This is a genomic window from Streptomyces paromomycinus (genome assembly GCF_003865155.1).
Classification (GTDB): domain Bacteria; phylum Actinomycetota; class Actinomycetes; order Streptomycetales; family Streptomycetaceae; genus Streptomyces; species Streptomyces chrestomyceticus.
In genome coordinates this window covers 4,496,736-4,510,648 of the sequence record NZ_BHZD01000001.1, presented here as the reverse complement: position 1 = coordinate 4,510,648, position 13,913 = coordinate 4,496,736, and the positions used below count along the sequence as shown (strand labels likewise).

The 13,913-nt window shown below is 69.1% G+C and carries 13 protein-coding genes and 1 tRNA gene; 5 read left to right on the top strand and 9 right to left on the bottom strand.

Going from position 1 to position 13,913, the window contains the following annotated elements:
• Window positions 1–4: 4 nt before the first annotated feature.
• From OEIGOIKO_RS18840 to OEIGOIKO_RS18830, 3 genes are all read right to left on the bottom strand, one after another.
• Window positions 5–829 (bottom strand): DUF2637 domain-containing protein, encoded by an 825-nt coding sequence (locus tag OEIGOIKO_RS18840; protein WP_125055041.1) that lies wholly within the window; start codon window positions 827–829, stop codon window positions 5–7.
• Window positions 830–919: 90 nt separating this feature from the next.
• Entirely contained in the window at window positions 920–1,621 is a 702-nt protein-coding gene (locus OEIGOIKO_RS18835; RefSeq protein WP_125055040.1) for an ATP-binding protein, read from the bottom strand.
• Window positions 1,618–2,538, bottom strand: coding sequence for a hypothetical protein (locus tag OEIGOIKO_RS18830; RefSeq protein ID WP_125055039.1), 921 nt, complete (start codon window positions 2,536–2,538; stop codon window positions 1,618–1,620). Before OEIGOIKO_RS18830 ends, OEIGOIKO_RS18835 begins: the two co-directional genes overlap by 4 nt.
• A gap of 348 nt (window positions 2,539–2,886) precedes the next feature.
• Here OEIGOIKO_RS18830 and OEIGOIKO_RS18825 point away from each other — a divergent pair, with 348 nt between their 5' ends.
• The 3 genes from OEIGOIKO_RS18825 to OEIGOIKO_RS18815 all read left to right on the top strand — a co-directional run bounded on the left by OEIGOIKO_RS18825 (window position 2,887) and on the right by OEIGOIKO_RS18815 (window position 5,478).
• On the top strand, window positions 2,887–3,426 hold the full coding sequence (locus OEIGOIKO_RS18825; protein WP_246177412.1) for a helix-turn-helix transcriptional regulator: 540 nt from the start codon (window positions 2,887–2,889) through the stop codon (window positions 3,424–3,426).
• 124 nt (window positions 3,427–3,550) lie between these two features.
• Window positions 3,551–3,922, top strand: coding sequence for a helix-turn-helix domain-containing protein (locus OEIGOIKO_RS42860; RefSeq protein ID WP_246177411.1), 372 nt, complete (start codon window positions 3,551–3,553; stop codon window positions 3,920–3,922).
• 26 nt (window positions 3,923–3,948) lie between these two features.
• Window positions 3,949–5,478 carry a LacI family DNA-binding transcriptional regulator gene (locus OEIGOIKO_RS18815; protein ID WP_125055038.1) on the top strand — a complete coding sequence of 510 codons (1,530 nt, stop codon included), beginning with the start codon at window positions 3,949–3,951 and terminating at the stop codon, window positions 5,476–5,478.
• A gap of 277 nt (window positions 5,479–5,755) precedes the next feature.
• On the opposite strand, the gene OEIGOIKO_RS18810 is transcribed toward OEIGOIKO_RS18815, so the two are convergent.
• The 5 genes from OEIGOIKO_RS18810 to OEIGOIKO_RS18790 all read right to left on the bottom strand — a co-directional run bounded on the left by OEIGOIKO_RS18810 (window position 5,756) and on the right by OEIGOIKO_RS18790 (window position 9,650).
• Window positions 5,756–6,355, bottom strand: coding sequence for a hypothetical protein (locus OEIGOIKO_RS18810; RefSeq protein WP_125055037.1), 600 nt, complete (start codon window positions 6,353–6,355; stop codon window positions 5,756–5,758).
• Window positions 6,356–6,617: 262 nt separating this feature from the next.
• Entirely contained in the window at window positions 6,618–7,406 is a 789-nt protein-coding gene (locus OEIGOIKO_RS18805; protein WP_125055036.1) for a DUF1883 domain-containing protein, read from the bottom strand.
• A gap of 278 nt (window positions 7,407–7,684) precedes the next feature.
• Window positions 7,685–7,758 (bottom strand) — tRNA-Pro (locus OEIGOIKO_RS18800).
• Between the two features lie 12 nt (window positions 7,759–7,770).
• Window positions 7,771–8,586: a Pr6Pr family membrane protein gene (locus OEIGOIKO_RS41630; protein ID WP_170251750.1), complete on the bottom strand. Its 816-nt coding sequence runs from the start codon at window positions 8,584–8,586 to the stop codon at window positions 7,771–7,773.
• Between the two features lie 125 nt (window positions 8,587–8,711).
• A complete protein-coding gene (locus tag OEIGOIKO_RS18790; RefSeq protein WP_125055035.1) occupies window positions 8,712–9,650 on the bottom strand; it encodes a metallophosphoesterase in 939 nt (312 codons plus the stop codon).
• A gap of 265 nt (window positions 9,651–9,915) precedes the next feature.
• Here OEIGOIKO_RS18790 and OEIGOIKO_RS18785 point away from each other — a divergent pair, with 265 nt between their 5' ends.
• Window positions 9,916–10,380, top strand: coding sequence for a GatB/YqeY domain-containing protein (locus OEIGOIKO_RS18785; protein WP_031010044.1), 465 nt, complete (start codon window positions 9,916–9,918; stop codon window positions 10,378–10,380).
• 301 nt (window positions 10,381–10,681) lie between these two features.
• Here OEIGOIKO_RS18785 and OEIGOIKO_RS18780 read toward each other — a convergent pair whose 3' ends face one another.
• Entirely contained in the window at window positions 10,682–12,883 is a 2,202-nt protein-coding gene (locus OEIGOIKO_RS18780; protein ID WP_125055034.1) for a transglycosylase domain-containing protein, read from the bottom strand.
• Between the two features lie 548 nt (window positions 12,884–13,431).
• Between OEIGOIKO_RS18780 and OEIGOIKO_RS18770 the strand changes: the two genes are divergently transcribed.
• Window positions 13,432–13,824, top strand: coding sequence for a WhiB family transcriptional regulator (locus tag OEIGOIKO_RS18770; RefSeq protein ID WP_030022571.1), 393 nt, complete (start codon window positions 13,432–13,434; stop codon window positions 13,822–13,824).
• Window positions 13,825–13,913: the final 89 nt, after the last annotated feature.

The window sequence follows — 13,913 nt, the reverse complement described above, 5'->3', positions numbered from 1 at the left end:
CCGGTCAGGTGGCGTGGCCGTGGTCCGCGGGCTGGCCGGCCTCGGACCGGAGGCGCTTCATGAGTTCGGTGAGCCGGTCTTCGGCGACGGTCAGTCCGGTTTCGCGGATGGCGTCGCGGACCACCGCGCGGGAGGACTTTCCGTGGGTGTCGATCGCCTTGCGTGCGATGTCGAGCAGCACGTTGATATCGGCACCCGGGGGACGTCCGTAGCGACGGCCGACCGTGTCGCTCGGCTGCGGCACTGGACGTGGCTCGTCGCTCTTGCTCTGTGGTTCCGGGTGGGGGCGGCCGGTTTCCGTGCAGTCGTGCGGGTGCGGGGTCACTACTTCCGTGCGGTCAGGGTTTGGGGCGTCCGGAGGCGGGGTGTGGCGGGCGATGAGGATGTGCAGGTGGACCGCACCGGCCAGGGCGAGTGGGGCGAGGGTGGAGAGCACTCCGACGGTGAGGTCACCCAGGCGTAGTCCTGCGTCCGGTGCTTGTTGGTTGAGGCGTACGGCGTGGAGGGCGTTGGCCCAGATGCTGGCGGTGGTGGCGGTGCCGAAGAGGGCCCAGACATACAGCCGTGAGCGGAAGGGGGCGGTGCGCAGGATGATCAGGGCACGGACGCCGTAGGCGATGAACCCGTCGATGACGAGCGGGAAGAGGTAGGTCAGCAGACCGCGGACGTGGATGGCGGTGGCCATCTGCTGCAGGGCGTCGTAGGACAGGGCGCACCCTGCAGTGCCGAGGGCGGTGATCGCGGCGCGGTCCCAGGAGGTGGCGGGGTGTCCACCGGGGGCCTGGGGCGTGGGTTTTGTGGCAGGGGCAGCCGGGGCGGGGTGTGTCATACGGGGCTCCGGGGAGTCCGCCGCACCGGTGGGCGGCCCGGTGCCGGCGGAGTAGGGAATGCGGATCGGGGACGCGGGCGCCTGGGCCTGTTAACAGGCGGGGTGCCTTCTGCGGTCGGCGCCGCCGAGGATGACGCGGGTGGTCATCTCGGCGAGGCGGGAGGCGACGCGGTCACCGACGGTGCCGCGCAGCTCGGCGATCGGCATGTTGGTGGTGACCAGGGTCGGGAGCATCTCGTTGTAGCGGCGGTTGATCAGCCGATACGTCAGCTCCTCGGTCCACTCGGAGGTCTTGGCCGCGCCGAGGTCGTCGAGGATCAGCAGCGGGCAGCGGCCGAGGGACCACAGGGCGCGTTCGGGGTCGTGGCCTTGCCGTGGGCGCAGGCTGGCGTACAGGTCGGCTGTGGTGGTCGCCTCCCAGCGCAGCCGTACGTTTGCGGCCAGCAGCGAGCGCACGGCGCCGTACGCCTGGTGGGTCTTGCCGGTGCCGGTGGGGCCGGCGATCAGCAGCGACGGGCCCTCGGAGATCCCTGGTGCCTCGCCAGGCCCCTTGCGGCCGGTGCGGGCGATCTCCTCGACCCAGGCGGTGACCTTTGGGTGGTCGGCCAGGGCGCGCCGGTAGCGGGCTGGGATGCGGGCATCGGCCAGCTCCAGCGCGGTCACCGGTTCGGCAGGCGGTTCCGTGAGGGGTGCGGTGGGGTCGATGCCTCGGTCGGTGAGGATGGTGCCGAGCCGGTCGGCCAGGGCACCGGCGCGTTGCGGTTCACGGGTGGAGGTGGCGGCTGTGGTCACAGGTCACCTCCGTAAGCGGACTCGACGTCGGCGGGGTTGGTCCAGGGCCGGTGCGCCGCACGAGCGGCGGGCGGACCGGCGTTCATGGCCTCGTTGACGAGGCTGGGCAGCACGCTGGGGCTCAGGCCCTTGGTGCGCAGACGCGCCAGTCCGGCACGGATATGGTCAGGGGCGATGCCCTCGCCGAGGAGCTGGTTGACCTCGCGTCCGAGGTGGCCGAGGAGCTTCTCGGGCGGGCGGTGGGCGCACGCGGCGACGAATTCCCCGGTCAGCTGCTGTGCCGAGTCGGTATTCGGCGCGGGGCCGCTTGCGGCCCCCACGGGTACTGATCCTAGGTCCATGATCCTAGGTCCTAGATCCGGACTGTGAGGGCTCACGCCGGGTTCGCCGAGTTCTCCCCGAGCCCTCGCGGAGGGCTCACTGAATCCGCCCTGAGCTGCGGCTTCGTCGTACTTCACGGGCGGCTCGCGCATTACGCGTGAGCCGTCGGTGAGCCCTACGTGAGGGGGCACGGAGGAAGCCGTGACGGCTCCCTGCGACGCCGGTGAGGGCTCACTGCGGCGCGGCGCCCCGTCGTGGTGCGGGCAGGTAGGGTGGCGGACTCCGCTGGGCCGGTTGATCTTCTGGTGGCGGCTCCAGGTCACGATGTGCAGGTACCGCTTGCCGTCCTCGCCCTCGTACCGGCAGATCAGTTCGGCGCCGGTGAGCTGGGCCAGGTCGTCCTCGACGCCCATGGGGCCGTGCCCGGGGCGCAGCGACCACAGCAGCCCGGCGATGACGGCGGCCTGGTCGCGGAAGCGGCCGTGGTCGTCGGCCTGGGTGAGCAGCCCGAAGAAGGTCCGCTCGGCGCTGACGGACACCTGGGCGAGGGACTCGGAGGCGAAGGCTTCCGGCTTGATGGTGCGTATGCGCGCCATGACTATCGCCCCGCCTTCGCGGACGACGAGAGACGCAACAGGGATGCGGGGGCGGTACGCGGGCACGTACTGTGGGGCATAGAGCTCCTCGCACGGCAGGCCATCGAGGCGGCAACCTCGGCCTGGCCGGTAGATCGTTCAGGGATGGGCGGTTGGTGGGGCTTCGCTTCGACCCCGGTGTTCGCGCACCGGGGTTTCTTGCGTTTCGGGGGTCGGGGTGGGTGGGAGATCAATTGTACCAGGCTCGCTGCCTATCGCAGAAGGGCTTTGCGTCACGCAGAACGGATGCTACTGTTCTGGGGTGCTGCAAATCGCAGTGCGGCGATGCCTGATGAAGGAGGGTTGGTCGTGGAAGACGACGAGGCGTCCGGTGAAGCCCTGGTGCTCCGGGGCGAGGAGAACGTCGCTGTACGGATCAAGGTGGAGCGCGAGACCCGGGGCTGGAGCACCAACGCCGTCTCGGACCGGCTGAACGAAGCGGGCTACGAGATCAACCCGTCGGCCGTGTGGCGGATCGAGAACCGCAAGCGCCGGGTCAACCTCGACGAGGCCATCGGCTTCGCCGAGATTTTCGGCGTCTCCCTCGAAAACCTCGTCGGACCGCCGAGACTGGCCGCCCACGCCCGTGCGATGGAGCTCATCGAGGACATCCGCCGCCGCTACCGCGAGATGAACCTGGCCAACCGCGCCGCCACTGAGGCCCGTGACGCACTCGACGCCTACCTGGCGGAGCACCCTGATCTTCGGGAAGAGGCCGACGTCCTCGTCTCGAACGCCATCGCCGAGGACCTCATGGCCGCCATGCAGCCCCCTGGCCTGCTGCAGCAGGGGCCACCGGCTGAGCCGGAGCCGGAACCGGACGCCCCCGAGACCGGCTCCGACCGCTGACCTTCTCCCGGCCACCGGCGCCGCGAACGTCCACGGCCGAAGAGCACACCCCAACCGCCCATCCCTGAACGACGGCCGGGAGAGCCGGGGTTGCCGCCCCGCGCCGGCCAGATGAGGACCACCCTTGCACCAACCAGTAATACCTCCTGCCTCCATACCGACTACGCACGCCGACGTCGCCGTGCCCCGCCTCTACCTCCCCGAGGAGGCCGCGGCCGTTCTCGGGTGCTCTGCCTGGTGGGTCAAGGACCGCGCTCGCCGCCGACTCATTCCGTTCACCCGCGTCGGCCGCGCCTACCGCTTCACCGGCGAGCACCTCGCGGAAATCATCCGCATGAACGAGGCTCGCCCTGCCGCCCCGCAGCAGCGAGCGGCGGCTGCTCCTTCCCCCAAGCCTCCTGTTTTCCGGCCTTCCTCGTCATCTGCGCCCACAACTCATCTGCGCGCGCGGCCACCACGCCGAGCCCGCCAGAGCCAGTTCGGGACCGCTGCCTAACGCGGCGACGAGGAAGGGAGGGACACTTGGGTTTCGCGGAGAAACGCGGAAACTACTGGCGCGGCCGATACAAGATCGCGCCCGGCAAGCACCTCACGGTCGCTGACGAGAACGGCAAGGCGCTCAAGTTCGCCACCAAGGGCGAGGCCCAACGCGCCGCCAGCGAAGCCGAGAACAAGTACCGGCGCGGCGACTGGCGCGACCCCGCCCTTGGCCAGGAGACGTTCGGCGAGTACGCCAGCCGCTGGTACGCGGCCCAGGACTTGGCCGCGTCGACGATGCAGAACTACAAGCGCCACATCGAGGAGCACCTGCTCCCCGAGTTCGAGGGCAAGGCGCTCGCGGGCATCCTGCGCACCGACGTCGACCTGTGGGAGAAGAAGGAGAAAGCCGTGTACGCGGCCTCCAGCGTCAAGACCTGGCGCTCGACGCTCCACCTGGTCTTCGAAGACGCGATCGATGAGGGCCTGATCACGTCCAACCCGGCGGCCAGGCGACGCGGGCGCGGAAAGCGTGCCGGCCGGTCCCGTGGCCGTGGTCCGGAGAAGGCCGTCACCGACGCGCTCGGCACCCTGCTGACCGCTGAGCGGGCCGCCCTGCTCTCAGGCCGCGACGACGAGTTCGTCGCCGTGGTCCTGAAGGGGTACACCGGCATGCGCTGGGGCGAGATCGTCGGCCTGGAGACGGAGTTCGTACGCTCCGGCGCGTTCCGCGTCGAGTGGCAGCTGTACGAGCTGGATACCGGTGAGCTGGTGCGCTGTCCGCCCAAGGACGACAGCTATCGCACTATCGACTCGATGGACTGGCTGTCGGCGCTGGTCGCCACCCACATCGCCCGAACGAAGCCCGTGCCGTGCCGCTGCCATGGCAAGACCTATGTCTTCCGAGGACAGGGCGCGGCTCGTACCGGTGGCCACCAGGGCGCGAAGCTCGTCGACGTCGCCCGTCGTGCTGACGTCTCGACGGGCACGGTGTCCAACGTCCTCAACCACCCCGAACGCGTCACCGAGACCATGCGAGTGAAGGTCGAGCAGGCCATCGCGGACCTTGGGTTCGTGCGGGGCGGCGTCGTGCCGGAACATGCCGCCCACTGGCGCAGGAACGGTTTCGCTACCTGGCTGTTCACGCCTGCGGTCTCAGGCTGGTACCCGAAGAAGGCACCACAGGAACCCCGGCCGGTGCCTTTGCTCGGCGAACCTTGGCCCGGCGTCCCGGCACGAGGGCGGGGCGCCGGCGAACGGGCCGACTCCTGCTGGCTCCCGATAGCCGAGGGACTCACGCCCCACGGCCTTCGCCACACCCACCGGACGATGATGGAGGACCTGGGAACCGAGAAGGTACTCATGGACGAACGCATGGGCCACATTGATGGCTCGATCTCGGCGCGCTACGCCCACGTCACCCCAGGCATGCGCAAGCGCCTCATGCTGGGGCTGACCGAGCGGTGGGAGGCAGCGCTCCACGCACGTTTGACCATGAGTGCCACGTCACCAGTGCGGGTGTTGAGTGATCTCCTGCGAGCACGCGAGGTGTCGCGTGTGACCGCCAAGCCGTAGCAAGCAGAGTGCTGTGCCCTCCGGTGACCGCCGTCGGAGGGCACAGCCATATCCGCGATGCCTGCGCGAGGCTGCGTCAACTCGGGGCGGTCGGTCGTGGGGTAAGTAGATTGCTTGCTCATTTGGAGCCGGCCCGCGAGGCATCTGCATGACGGAGATCGTCACCTAGCCATCATGCGACACCGCGTCCGCTGCACGACCTAGCCGGGGCGGCGTCATTCCCGAAGCCCAAAAGTCACGACCTGTCCTGCTGCCGCACCGTAGGGCGGGGGAGGGGTTACACGGAACGGCGCGACGGGTGTAGATGCCGCTCCGGATCACGGATGCCGGCGATCTCCCCCAGCCCGATCACGTATGGCCTCAGCCGTTCCTGCAGTTGGCCGAGCTCCGCGCGGAACGCGGCGTTCTGAGGCCATTCGGACTCGTCCTGGCCGGGGTAGCGGTCTTCGAAGTCCTTCAGGCTGGGGTGCCACTTGGCCAGGAACGGAGCGAGCTCGAAGGTGAGGATATCCAGGGCCAGTTCGTACACCGAGTCCCCCTTGGCGGGGGGAGGCGGGGTCGTGTAGCTCTCCAGCAGTTCGCGATAGAGAGTGAACAGCGTATTGAGCGACGTCAGGGCCTCGCGCAGGTTCCCGCTGCAGTCTTCCAGTGGGCGAGTGGCCACCCGGGTGGCGGCTTGGAAGAACATCCGTTGAGCGGCCTGACGCATGTCCGCCTTGGTGGCGAACGACATCTCGTTGCCGAAGAGGACGAGGCGGACCTCTGTCAGCTGAGCGAACCTGCGGTACAGCTCCAAACCGAGGGCCGCAGCGACGCCGATGAGGCAACCCACGATGGTCGACAGCCGCTGACCGTCGGTCTGGCTGATCGAGTACACGGCAGTACCGATTACGCTGCCCGTGACGCCAGCTAACACTGTGCGCAACGCCATGCGAACCGCGCCGTTGCCTTCACGTCCACTCCGCCTGGCCACCGGACCCCCCGCTGCGCTGACGCTCCATCTTGTCTGGCGGCCCTGGAAACTGACACGGCGGCCGCCCCCTGCTCTCCGGGGCTTGTTGGGCTCTCCTCCGATGAACGTGGTCATGCCACTCTAGAGGGGCGCTTCGGTGGCTGACTCGGCGACAATGCTCCCAGGTTCAAGCAGGCGCTTCTTCGCGAACCACGTCAGCGATCTGCTGTGCGATCTCCTCGATGGAGTATTCGCTGGTGCTCATCGCCACTTTGTCCGCGAGGGAAGGGCTGTAGCGCCGAACGTCGTCGGCACTCAGGTTGTGCCAGATCGGCAGAAGCGACTGCTCTCCAGCCACGTTGCGAGTGACGAGCCCGTCAAGCTCGTGGTTGGGCCACCCCTTGGTGATGAAAGACGTCGAGAGCACGACGACACCAAAACGGCTTGCCCTAATCCCTTCGTCGATCTTGCGGCGGAGGCTGTGGCCGATCCGCATCTGGACTTCGTCGAGCCAGACCGCCACACCCAACTTGGTCAGTGCGTCCCGGAGGGGGCGGGCGACGGCTGCTTTGTCCTCCGAGGCGTGTGAGATGAAGACGTCCCAGGTTTGGCCGCCCAGCACGTCTCCAGGAGGTTCCTCCGGCTCATGGACAGCGACGGCCCGGGCCGGGGTGCGCTGCGGTTCCCGGGCCGGAGGGAGGTGACCAGGTGGGGGCGCCTGTACCTGGACAGACGCGTCGATGCGGCCACCGTACCCACCGAGGTCGATGGCCACGACCCAGTGCCCGTTTTTGGGGATGGCAACTTGAAAGGGGGAGCGAGTGACGCGACCACCCAGGTACCGGTACCGCCTCCCCGACTTGTAGTTGCTGTACTCGCTGCGCGTCATCACCTGGACGTTGGCTTGATTGCGCAGAGTGACAACGACGGTCGAGTCCTTCTTGAGGCTGCCGAGGTCTTTATAGAGGTGTTGCACGAGCTCTCCTAGGGGACGCGCGATACAGCACGTCTCAGCCTAAGGACTGGTACTGACAGCGAGGCTTCGCGGAACCGGAGCCAGCTTGGTCGGCTCTTCCGCTGTGGCTTCCGCTGACCGCTCTCGGTGGCTGCGTCCTTGTCGGCTTCACTTTGGTAGCTGCCCTGGGAGGCCGGATCTGGAACTCGGCTCCCAACTGGCTCCCAACAAGCTCCAGAAAAGAGTCAGGGGCCCGACCTGCTTTCGCGGATCAGGCCCCTGACCTGGTGTTCCTTCAGTCGGGGTGGCGGGATTTGAACCCACGACCTCTTCGTCCCGAACGAAGCGCGCTGCCAAGCTGCGCCACACCCCGAAGCAACGAGCTCTACTTTAGCGGACCGATCCCCGAAGGTGAAATCCGGTTCTCCGGGCGACGGGGGTGGGGCCTGACCTGGTCGATCGCGATGAGGATCAGGGCGAGGGCGTAGAAGGCGGAACCGAAGATGAGGGTGTTCAGGGCGATGCCCGCGTAGCCGTGGAGGTCGACGTCGAGGAAGGGGTACGGGTAGCGGCCTTCGGTGCCGGGGTCGAGGAGGGCGCCGCGGACGAGGGCGAAGGGGAGGTAGAGGAAGGGGTAGGCCAGCCACTGTGCGGCGTAGCGCCAGCGGAAGCTGCGGGGGGCGGTGAGCAGGAGCCAGTCGAGGGCGGCGCCGATGGGGGTGACGGTGTGCAGGAGGTGGGTGGAGACCGTGCGGACGGTGTCGTGTTCCGGGGTGCCGGTCATCGAGAAGCCACTGGAGTCGTTGGTGAGGATGACGTGGTAGACGAGGCCGGTGATGGCTATGTAGAGGAGGACGCCGCCGCTGATGCGTGCGGAGATCGGGGGGCGGGCGGTCCAGGCACGGTAGGCGGACCAGGCGAAGAAGACGGCCACCGCGATGTTCGTCTGGACCGTGAAGTAGCTGAAGAGGCGGCCCAGGTCCGGGGTGATCGCGATGTCCAGGACGATGCCGGTCAGCGCGGCCAGGGCGATCAGCAGGCGGAAGGCGGCGGCCAGCGGGCGCCGGACCGGGGGGACGACCGCGGAGGCCGGGGTGTGGGCCGAGGCGGCCGCCGCTCCCCGGGCGTACCGGGTGGAGGTGTGCGAGGTGGCCTGGGGCGGACGGGAGCTCGGGACGCGTGCGCTGGTCGGGTCGATCATCCCCCCACGCTAGACGGGAGTGGGGGGAGATGCGGAGGGTGTGTGCGAATTCGGGGGAGAGGGAGGGGAGGCCCTGGGGGTTCTCCCCCGGCCTCAGTCGAGGGCCCCGGGGCCCTCCCTACGCCTCAGTCCCGAGCCGTCAGCGTCAGCAGTGTCGCCTCCGGGGGGCAGGCGAAGCGGACCGGGGTGTAGCGGTTGGTGCCGCAGCCTGCGGAGACGTGGAGGAAGGAAGTGTGGCCGGCCGTGGTGTGGGTGGACAGGCCCTTCACCCGCTCGGTGTCGATGTCGCAGTTGGTGACCAGGGCCCCGTAGAAGGGGATGCAGAGCTGGCCGCCGTGAGTGTGGCCGGCCAGGATCAGCGGGTAGCCGTCGGCGGTGAAGGCGTCCAGGGTGCGCAGGTAGGGGGCGTGGACGACGGCCAGGGAGAGGTCGGCGTCCGGCTCCGGGCCGCCGGCGACCTGGGCGTAGCGGTCCCGCTTGATGTGCGGGTCGTCGAGGCCGGTCAGGGCGATCTCGAAGCCGCCGGCCGAGCCGTCGAGCTTCAGGCGGCCGCGGGTGTTGGTGAGATTGACCCAGCCGGCCGTGTCGAAGGCGTCGCGGAGGTCTTCCCAGGGGTTGTGGATGGCGCCGACGACGGGCGGGTTGCCGTTCAGGCCGTGCCGCTTCTGAACTTTTTCGACCAGGTAGCGGGCAGGGTTGCGCGGCTTGGGGCCGTAGTAGTCGTTGGAGCCGAAGACGTACGCGCCCGGGAACTCCATGAGCGGGCCGAGCGCGTCCAGCACCTCCGGGACGCCTTCGGGGTCGGAGAGGTTGTCGCCGGTGTTGATCACGAAGTCGGGACGCAGCCCGGCCAGCGACTGGAGCCAGCGCTGCTTCTTGCGCTGGCCGCCGACCATGTGGATGTCGGAGACCTGGAGGACGCGCAACGGCCGCATCCCGGGCGGCAGTACGGGCACGGTGACCCGGCGCAGTCTGAAGGAGCGGACTTCGATTCCGGCGGCGTAGACCAGGCCCGCGGCACCGGCCGCGGCGATGGACAGGGGGACTCCGTAACGGGCGCGCATGATTCCCATCGTGGCAGAGCGAGCGGGGAAATCGCCCATCGGTACGTCCTGCCCCGTTCGCCGGTGCGGCACACCCGATCTCCGGCACGTGTCGCCCGGTGCGGGGTGCCCGTACTCCGGCACGTGTCGCCCGTACTCCGGTGCGTGACACCTGTCCTCCGGTACGGCACGTCACGGCCGTACGCCCGCCCACCGGTACGTAACGCCCGCACACCGGAACGTAATGGTGGAGCACAGGGCGCCGCCTACGGGCATACTCGACGTCATGACCACGCTCAAGTCGAAGCTGCAGGACGACCTCACCACGGCCATCAAGGCCCGTGACGAGCTGCGCTCTTCCACCCTCCGTCTCACCCTGACCGCCGTCCAGAAGGAGGAGGTCGCGGGCACCGAGGCGCGCGAGCTGTCGGACGCCGAGGTCGAGAAGATCGTCGCGCGGGAGGCGAAGAAGCGCCGGGAGGCCGCCGAGGCGTTCGACAAGGGCGGCCGCGCCGAGTCGGCGGAGCGGGAGCGCGCGGAGGGCGAGGTGCTCGCCGAGTACCTGCCGAAGCCGCTCTCGGACGAGGAGCTGGAGAACATCGTCGCCGAGGCCGTGGCGGAGGCGAAGGGCGGCGGCGCCGAGGGGCCGCGAGCCATGGGCGCCGTCATGAAGATCGTGAATCCGAAGATCGCGGGCCGGGCCGAGGGCGGCCGGGTGGCCGCGGTGGTCAAGAAGCTGCTCGCGGGCTGAGGCGAGGCAAGGCGGCCGGCGCAGTCGGTCCGGGAGGGCCGGACGCCGAGGGCCCGGAAGGCCAGGGCCCGGAGGTCCACGGCCGGGAGGTCCAGAGCCCGGAGGTCCACGGCCGGGAGATCCAGGCCGGCCAGGCAGATGCAGGCCGCAAGCTCACTGCTTCGCCGCCCGTTGTACAGCAAGGGGGCGCCCCCACCACCCGGTGGGAGCGCCCCCTTCGCACGTCCTGCCCGTACGTCGCGTTCGTACGTCCTGCCCGTACGACGCGTTCGTACGTCCTGCATCCTGCCTGACCGCGGCCTCAGCCCCCGGTGCCCCCGAACAGTTCCGGGAATCCGGGAATGTGCCAGCCGCCGCCCGGCTTGCCGTCACCGCGTCCGCCGCCGTTTCCGCCTCCGCCGCCGGGCCTGTCGTGGCGGCCGCCGCCACCGCCGCCCTTGCCGTCGGCCTTGTCGGAGTCGCCGAGCGGGACGGTGGGCAGGGACGGCGCGGGCCTGCCGGACAGGGCGCCCGACATCGCCTCGCGCCAGATCGGGCCCGGGGTGTCCGCGCCGTACACCTTGTCGTGGAAGGTGCCGCCGATGGTGATGTCGAACATCCGCCGCTTGTGAGCCGGGTCACCCACCCACACCGCGCCGGCCATGTTCGGGGTGTAGCCGGTGAACCAGGCCGCGTACCGGCTGTCGGTGGTGCCGGTCTTGCCCGCGCTGTCCCGGCCCTGGAGACCGGCCTGCCGGCCGGTGCCGTCCTCGACGACGCCCTTGAGCAGCGCGTTGATGGTCTTGGCGGTCTGCTGGGACATCGCACGGTGGCAGCTGGTCTTCGGTACGGTCAGCGCCTTGCCGGTCGTGTCGGTGATCGACTCGATGGCCACCGGGGTGCAGTGGACGCCCTCGTTGGCGAAGGTCGCGTAGGCGCTGGCCATGGTCAGCGGGGACACCTCGGGGGAGCCCAGCGCGATGGCGGGGCTCTGCTCCACCGGCTTGCCGTTGGAGCGTTTGATGCCCATCTTGTCGGCCATCTTGGTCACCGGGCAGATCCCGATGTCGCTGATCAGCTGCACGAAGTAGGTGTTGACCGACTTCGCGGTCGCCTCCTTCATGCTGTACGGGCCGACCTCGGAGGTGTTCTCGTTCTGGACCGGGTCGTTGCCCGTCCACTGTCCGGTGCAGGTCGAGACCGGGCTCGGGTACTGCATCTTGTACGGCGACGAGTACGACTGGTCCGGGCCCTTGCCGGCCTCCAGGGCCGCCGCCGCGATCACCGGCTTGAACGTCGAGCCGGGCTGGTAGCCCGCGCCGCCGCCCATCTTCTGGTCGACGGACAGATTCATCTGGGTCTGGTTCTGACCGAAGCCGTACGGACGTGACTGGCCCATGCCCAGGATCTTCCCGGTTCCGGGCTGGACGATCGTCGCCGCGGTGGCGACCGGGTCGTTGGCGTAGACCTGGCCGGTGACGGCCGACTGGATCGACTTCTGGGTCTGCGGGTCGAGCGTCGTACGGATCGTCAGGCCGCCCTGGTTCCAGCGCTTGCTGCGTTCCTTGCGGGTCTTGCCGAACGCCTGGTCGTTCAGCAGCACCTCGCGTACGTAGTCGCAGAAGAACCCGGCGCCCGAACCGGCCGTGATGCAGCCGTTCTTGGGGCGGCTGACGTCCAGCTTGATCGGCTTCTTGGCGGCGGCGTCGGCCTCGGCCTGGGTGACGGCCTTCGTGTCGGCCATCCGCTGCAGCACGGTGTCACGGCGGCGCTGCGCCTCCTTCGGGTCGTTGACCGGGTCGTACCGGCTCGGCGACTGCACGATGCCGGCCAGCAGCGCGGCCTCGTCCAGGGTCAGGTCCTTGGCGTGCTTGCTGAAGTACCGCTGGGACGCGGCCTCGACGCCGTACGCCTGCTGCCCGAAGAAGGTGATGTTCAGGTAGTTCTGCAGGATCTTCTGCTTGCCCAGCTCCTCCTCGACCTGGATCGCGTACTTCAGCTCCTTGACCTTGCGGCCGATGGTCTGCTGGGTGGCCTGGGCGACCTTGTCGGGGTCGTCGCCGGCCTCCTCGATGAAGACGTTCTTCACGTACTGCTGCGTCAGCGTCGAGGCGCCCTCGGAGACGCCGCCGGACCGCGCGTTCTTGTTGACCGCGCGCAGGATGCCCTTCAGGTCGATCGCGCCGTGCTGGTAGAAACGCGCGTCCTCGATGGCGACGATCGCCTTCTGGACGTACGGCGACATCTCCTTGAGGTCGACCACGGTGCGGTCGCGCGAGTAGACCTTGGCGATCTCGCCGCCGTTCGCGTCGAGGATGGTGGTCCGCTGGCTCAGCGGTGGAGTCTTCAGATTGGCGGGGATCTCGTCGAAACCTTCGACCGATCCCTTCGCCGCGAGGCCCAGCGCGCCGGCGGCCGGAAGGGCCAGGCCCGCCAGCACCGCTCCGGCCAGGACGCTGACACCCAGGAATTTCGCGGCCTGCTGGGTCTTGGTCAGACCCCCGCCGTCGCGCTTCTTACCCATGAGGGCAGCCTAAGCCCTCGTGTGCGAAGGCCAGAGGGAGCGGGGCTGGGTCGGGGCGACCGCGTACCGGGACGGCGCCGGGGCCCGGCCGGTCCGGCGTACGGGCCGGACGCGGCGGCAGCGGTGTGACGGCAGTGACGCGGGTGGCGACCGGCCGGTGCGACTTCACGAGGTGGCTCCGTTCTCAATCGCCGGACAGGGGCGCATCTGTTCGTTTAACCTGATCCCGACCGGCGTCGCAGAGGGATCACGCCGGTCCGTCAACCCCGCCTTCGCGTGTGCGAGGCGCCCCGTACGTCCGCATGTGGTGCCGTACGCCCGTTGTGGCAGTGGCGAACTGTCCCGTGCCGCCGGGAACGTGGCGTATGCCACCGGCTCACTCCGTTGGGTGATCTGCCGCGTACGCATAGTCCGTTCGGGCCATTCAAGATTGGGCCCGAAGGGGGTGTTGCGCCCTGCTCGCCTTCCGTAACGTCCTCAACTGGCAACGGTGAATATGCCGCTTGCCGCCGTGGGGGAGCCTCGATTCGGGAGAGGACGGCGCCAGCATGAGCTGGGTAACCGACTGGAGTACACAGGCAGCCTGCCGCACCACCGATCCGGACGAGCTGTTCGTTCAGGGCGCGGCCCAGAACCGGGCCAAGGCGGTCTGCACCGGATGCCCGGTGCGGACGGAGTGCCTGGCCGACGCCCTGGACAACCGCGTGGAGTTCGGAGTCTGGGGCGGCATGACCGAGCGCGAGCGGAGGGCGCTGCTGCGCCGCCGCCCGACCGTCACCTCGTGGCGCCGGCTGCTGGAGACGGCGCGTACGGAATACGAGCGCAGCACCGGCATCCTGCCCGTGGACTGTGAGGACGACGAGACGTACGAGAACACCTACGACAACGCGTACGGCAACCGCTACGACGGTACGTACGACGACTACGCCGCAGTCGGCTAGACGTCAGCGGACGTCTGCCGTGGGCCGGATGGTCCATGGGCTTGTTCGGCGCGGGCCGGAACGGTCGGCGTACGGTCGTGACCGCCGCT

Coding starts and splice junctions, on each gene's coding strand:
- OEIGOIKO_RS18840 (WP_125055041.1), bottom strand. CDS start 829: ATGACACACCCCGCCCCGGCTGCCCCTGCCACAAAACCCACGCCCCAG.
- OEIGOIKO_RS18830 (WP_125055039.1), bottom strand. CDS start 2,538: ATGGCGCGCATACGCACCATCAAGCCGGAAGCCTTCGCCTCCGAGTCC.
- OEIGOIKO_RS41630 (WP_170251750.1), bottom strand. CDS start 8,586: ATGATCGACCCGACCAGCGCACGCGTCCCGAGCTCCCGTCCGCCCCAG.
- OEIGOIKO_RS18790 (WP_125055035.1), bottom strand. CDS start 9,650: ATGCGCGCCCGTTACGGAGTCCCCCTGTCCATCGCCGCGGCCGGTGCC.
- OEIGOIKO_RS18785 (WP_031010044.1), top strand. CDS start 9,916: ATGACCACGCTCAAGTCGAAGCTGCAGGACGACCTCACCACGGCCATC.
- OEIGOIKO_RS18780 (WP_125055034.1), bottom strand. CDS start 12,883: ATGGGTAAGAAGCGCGACGGCGGGGGTCTGACCAAGACCCAGCAGGCC.
- OEIGOIKO_RS18770 (WP_030022571.1), top strand. CDS start 13,432: ATGAGCTGGGTAACCGACTGGAGTACACAGGCAGCCTGCCGCACCACC.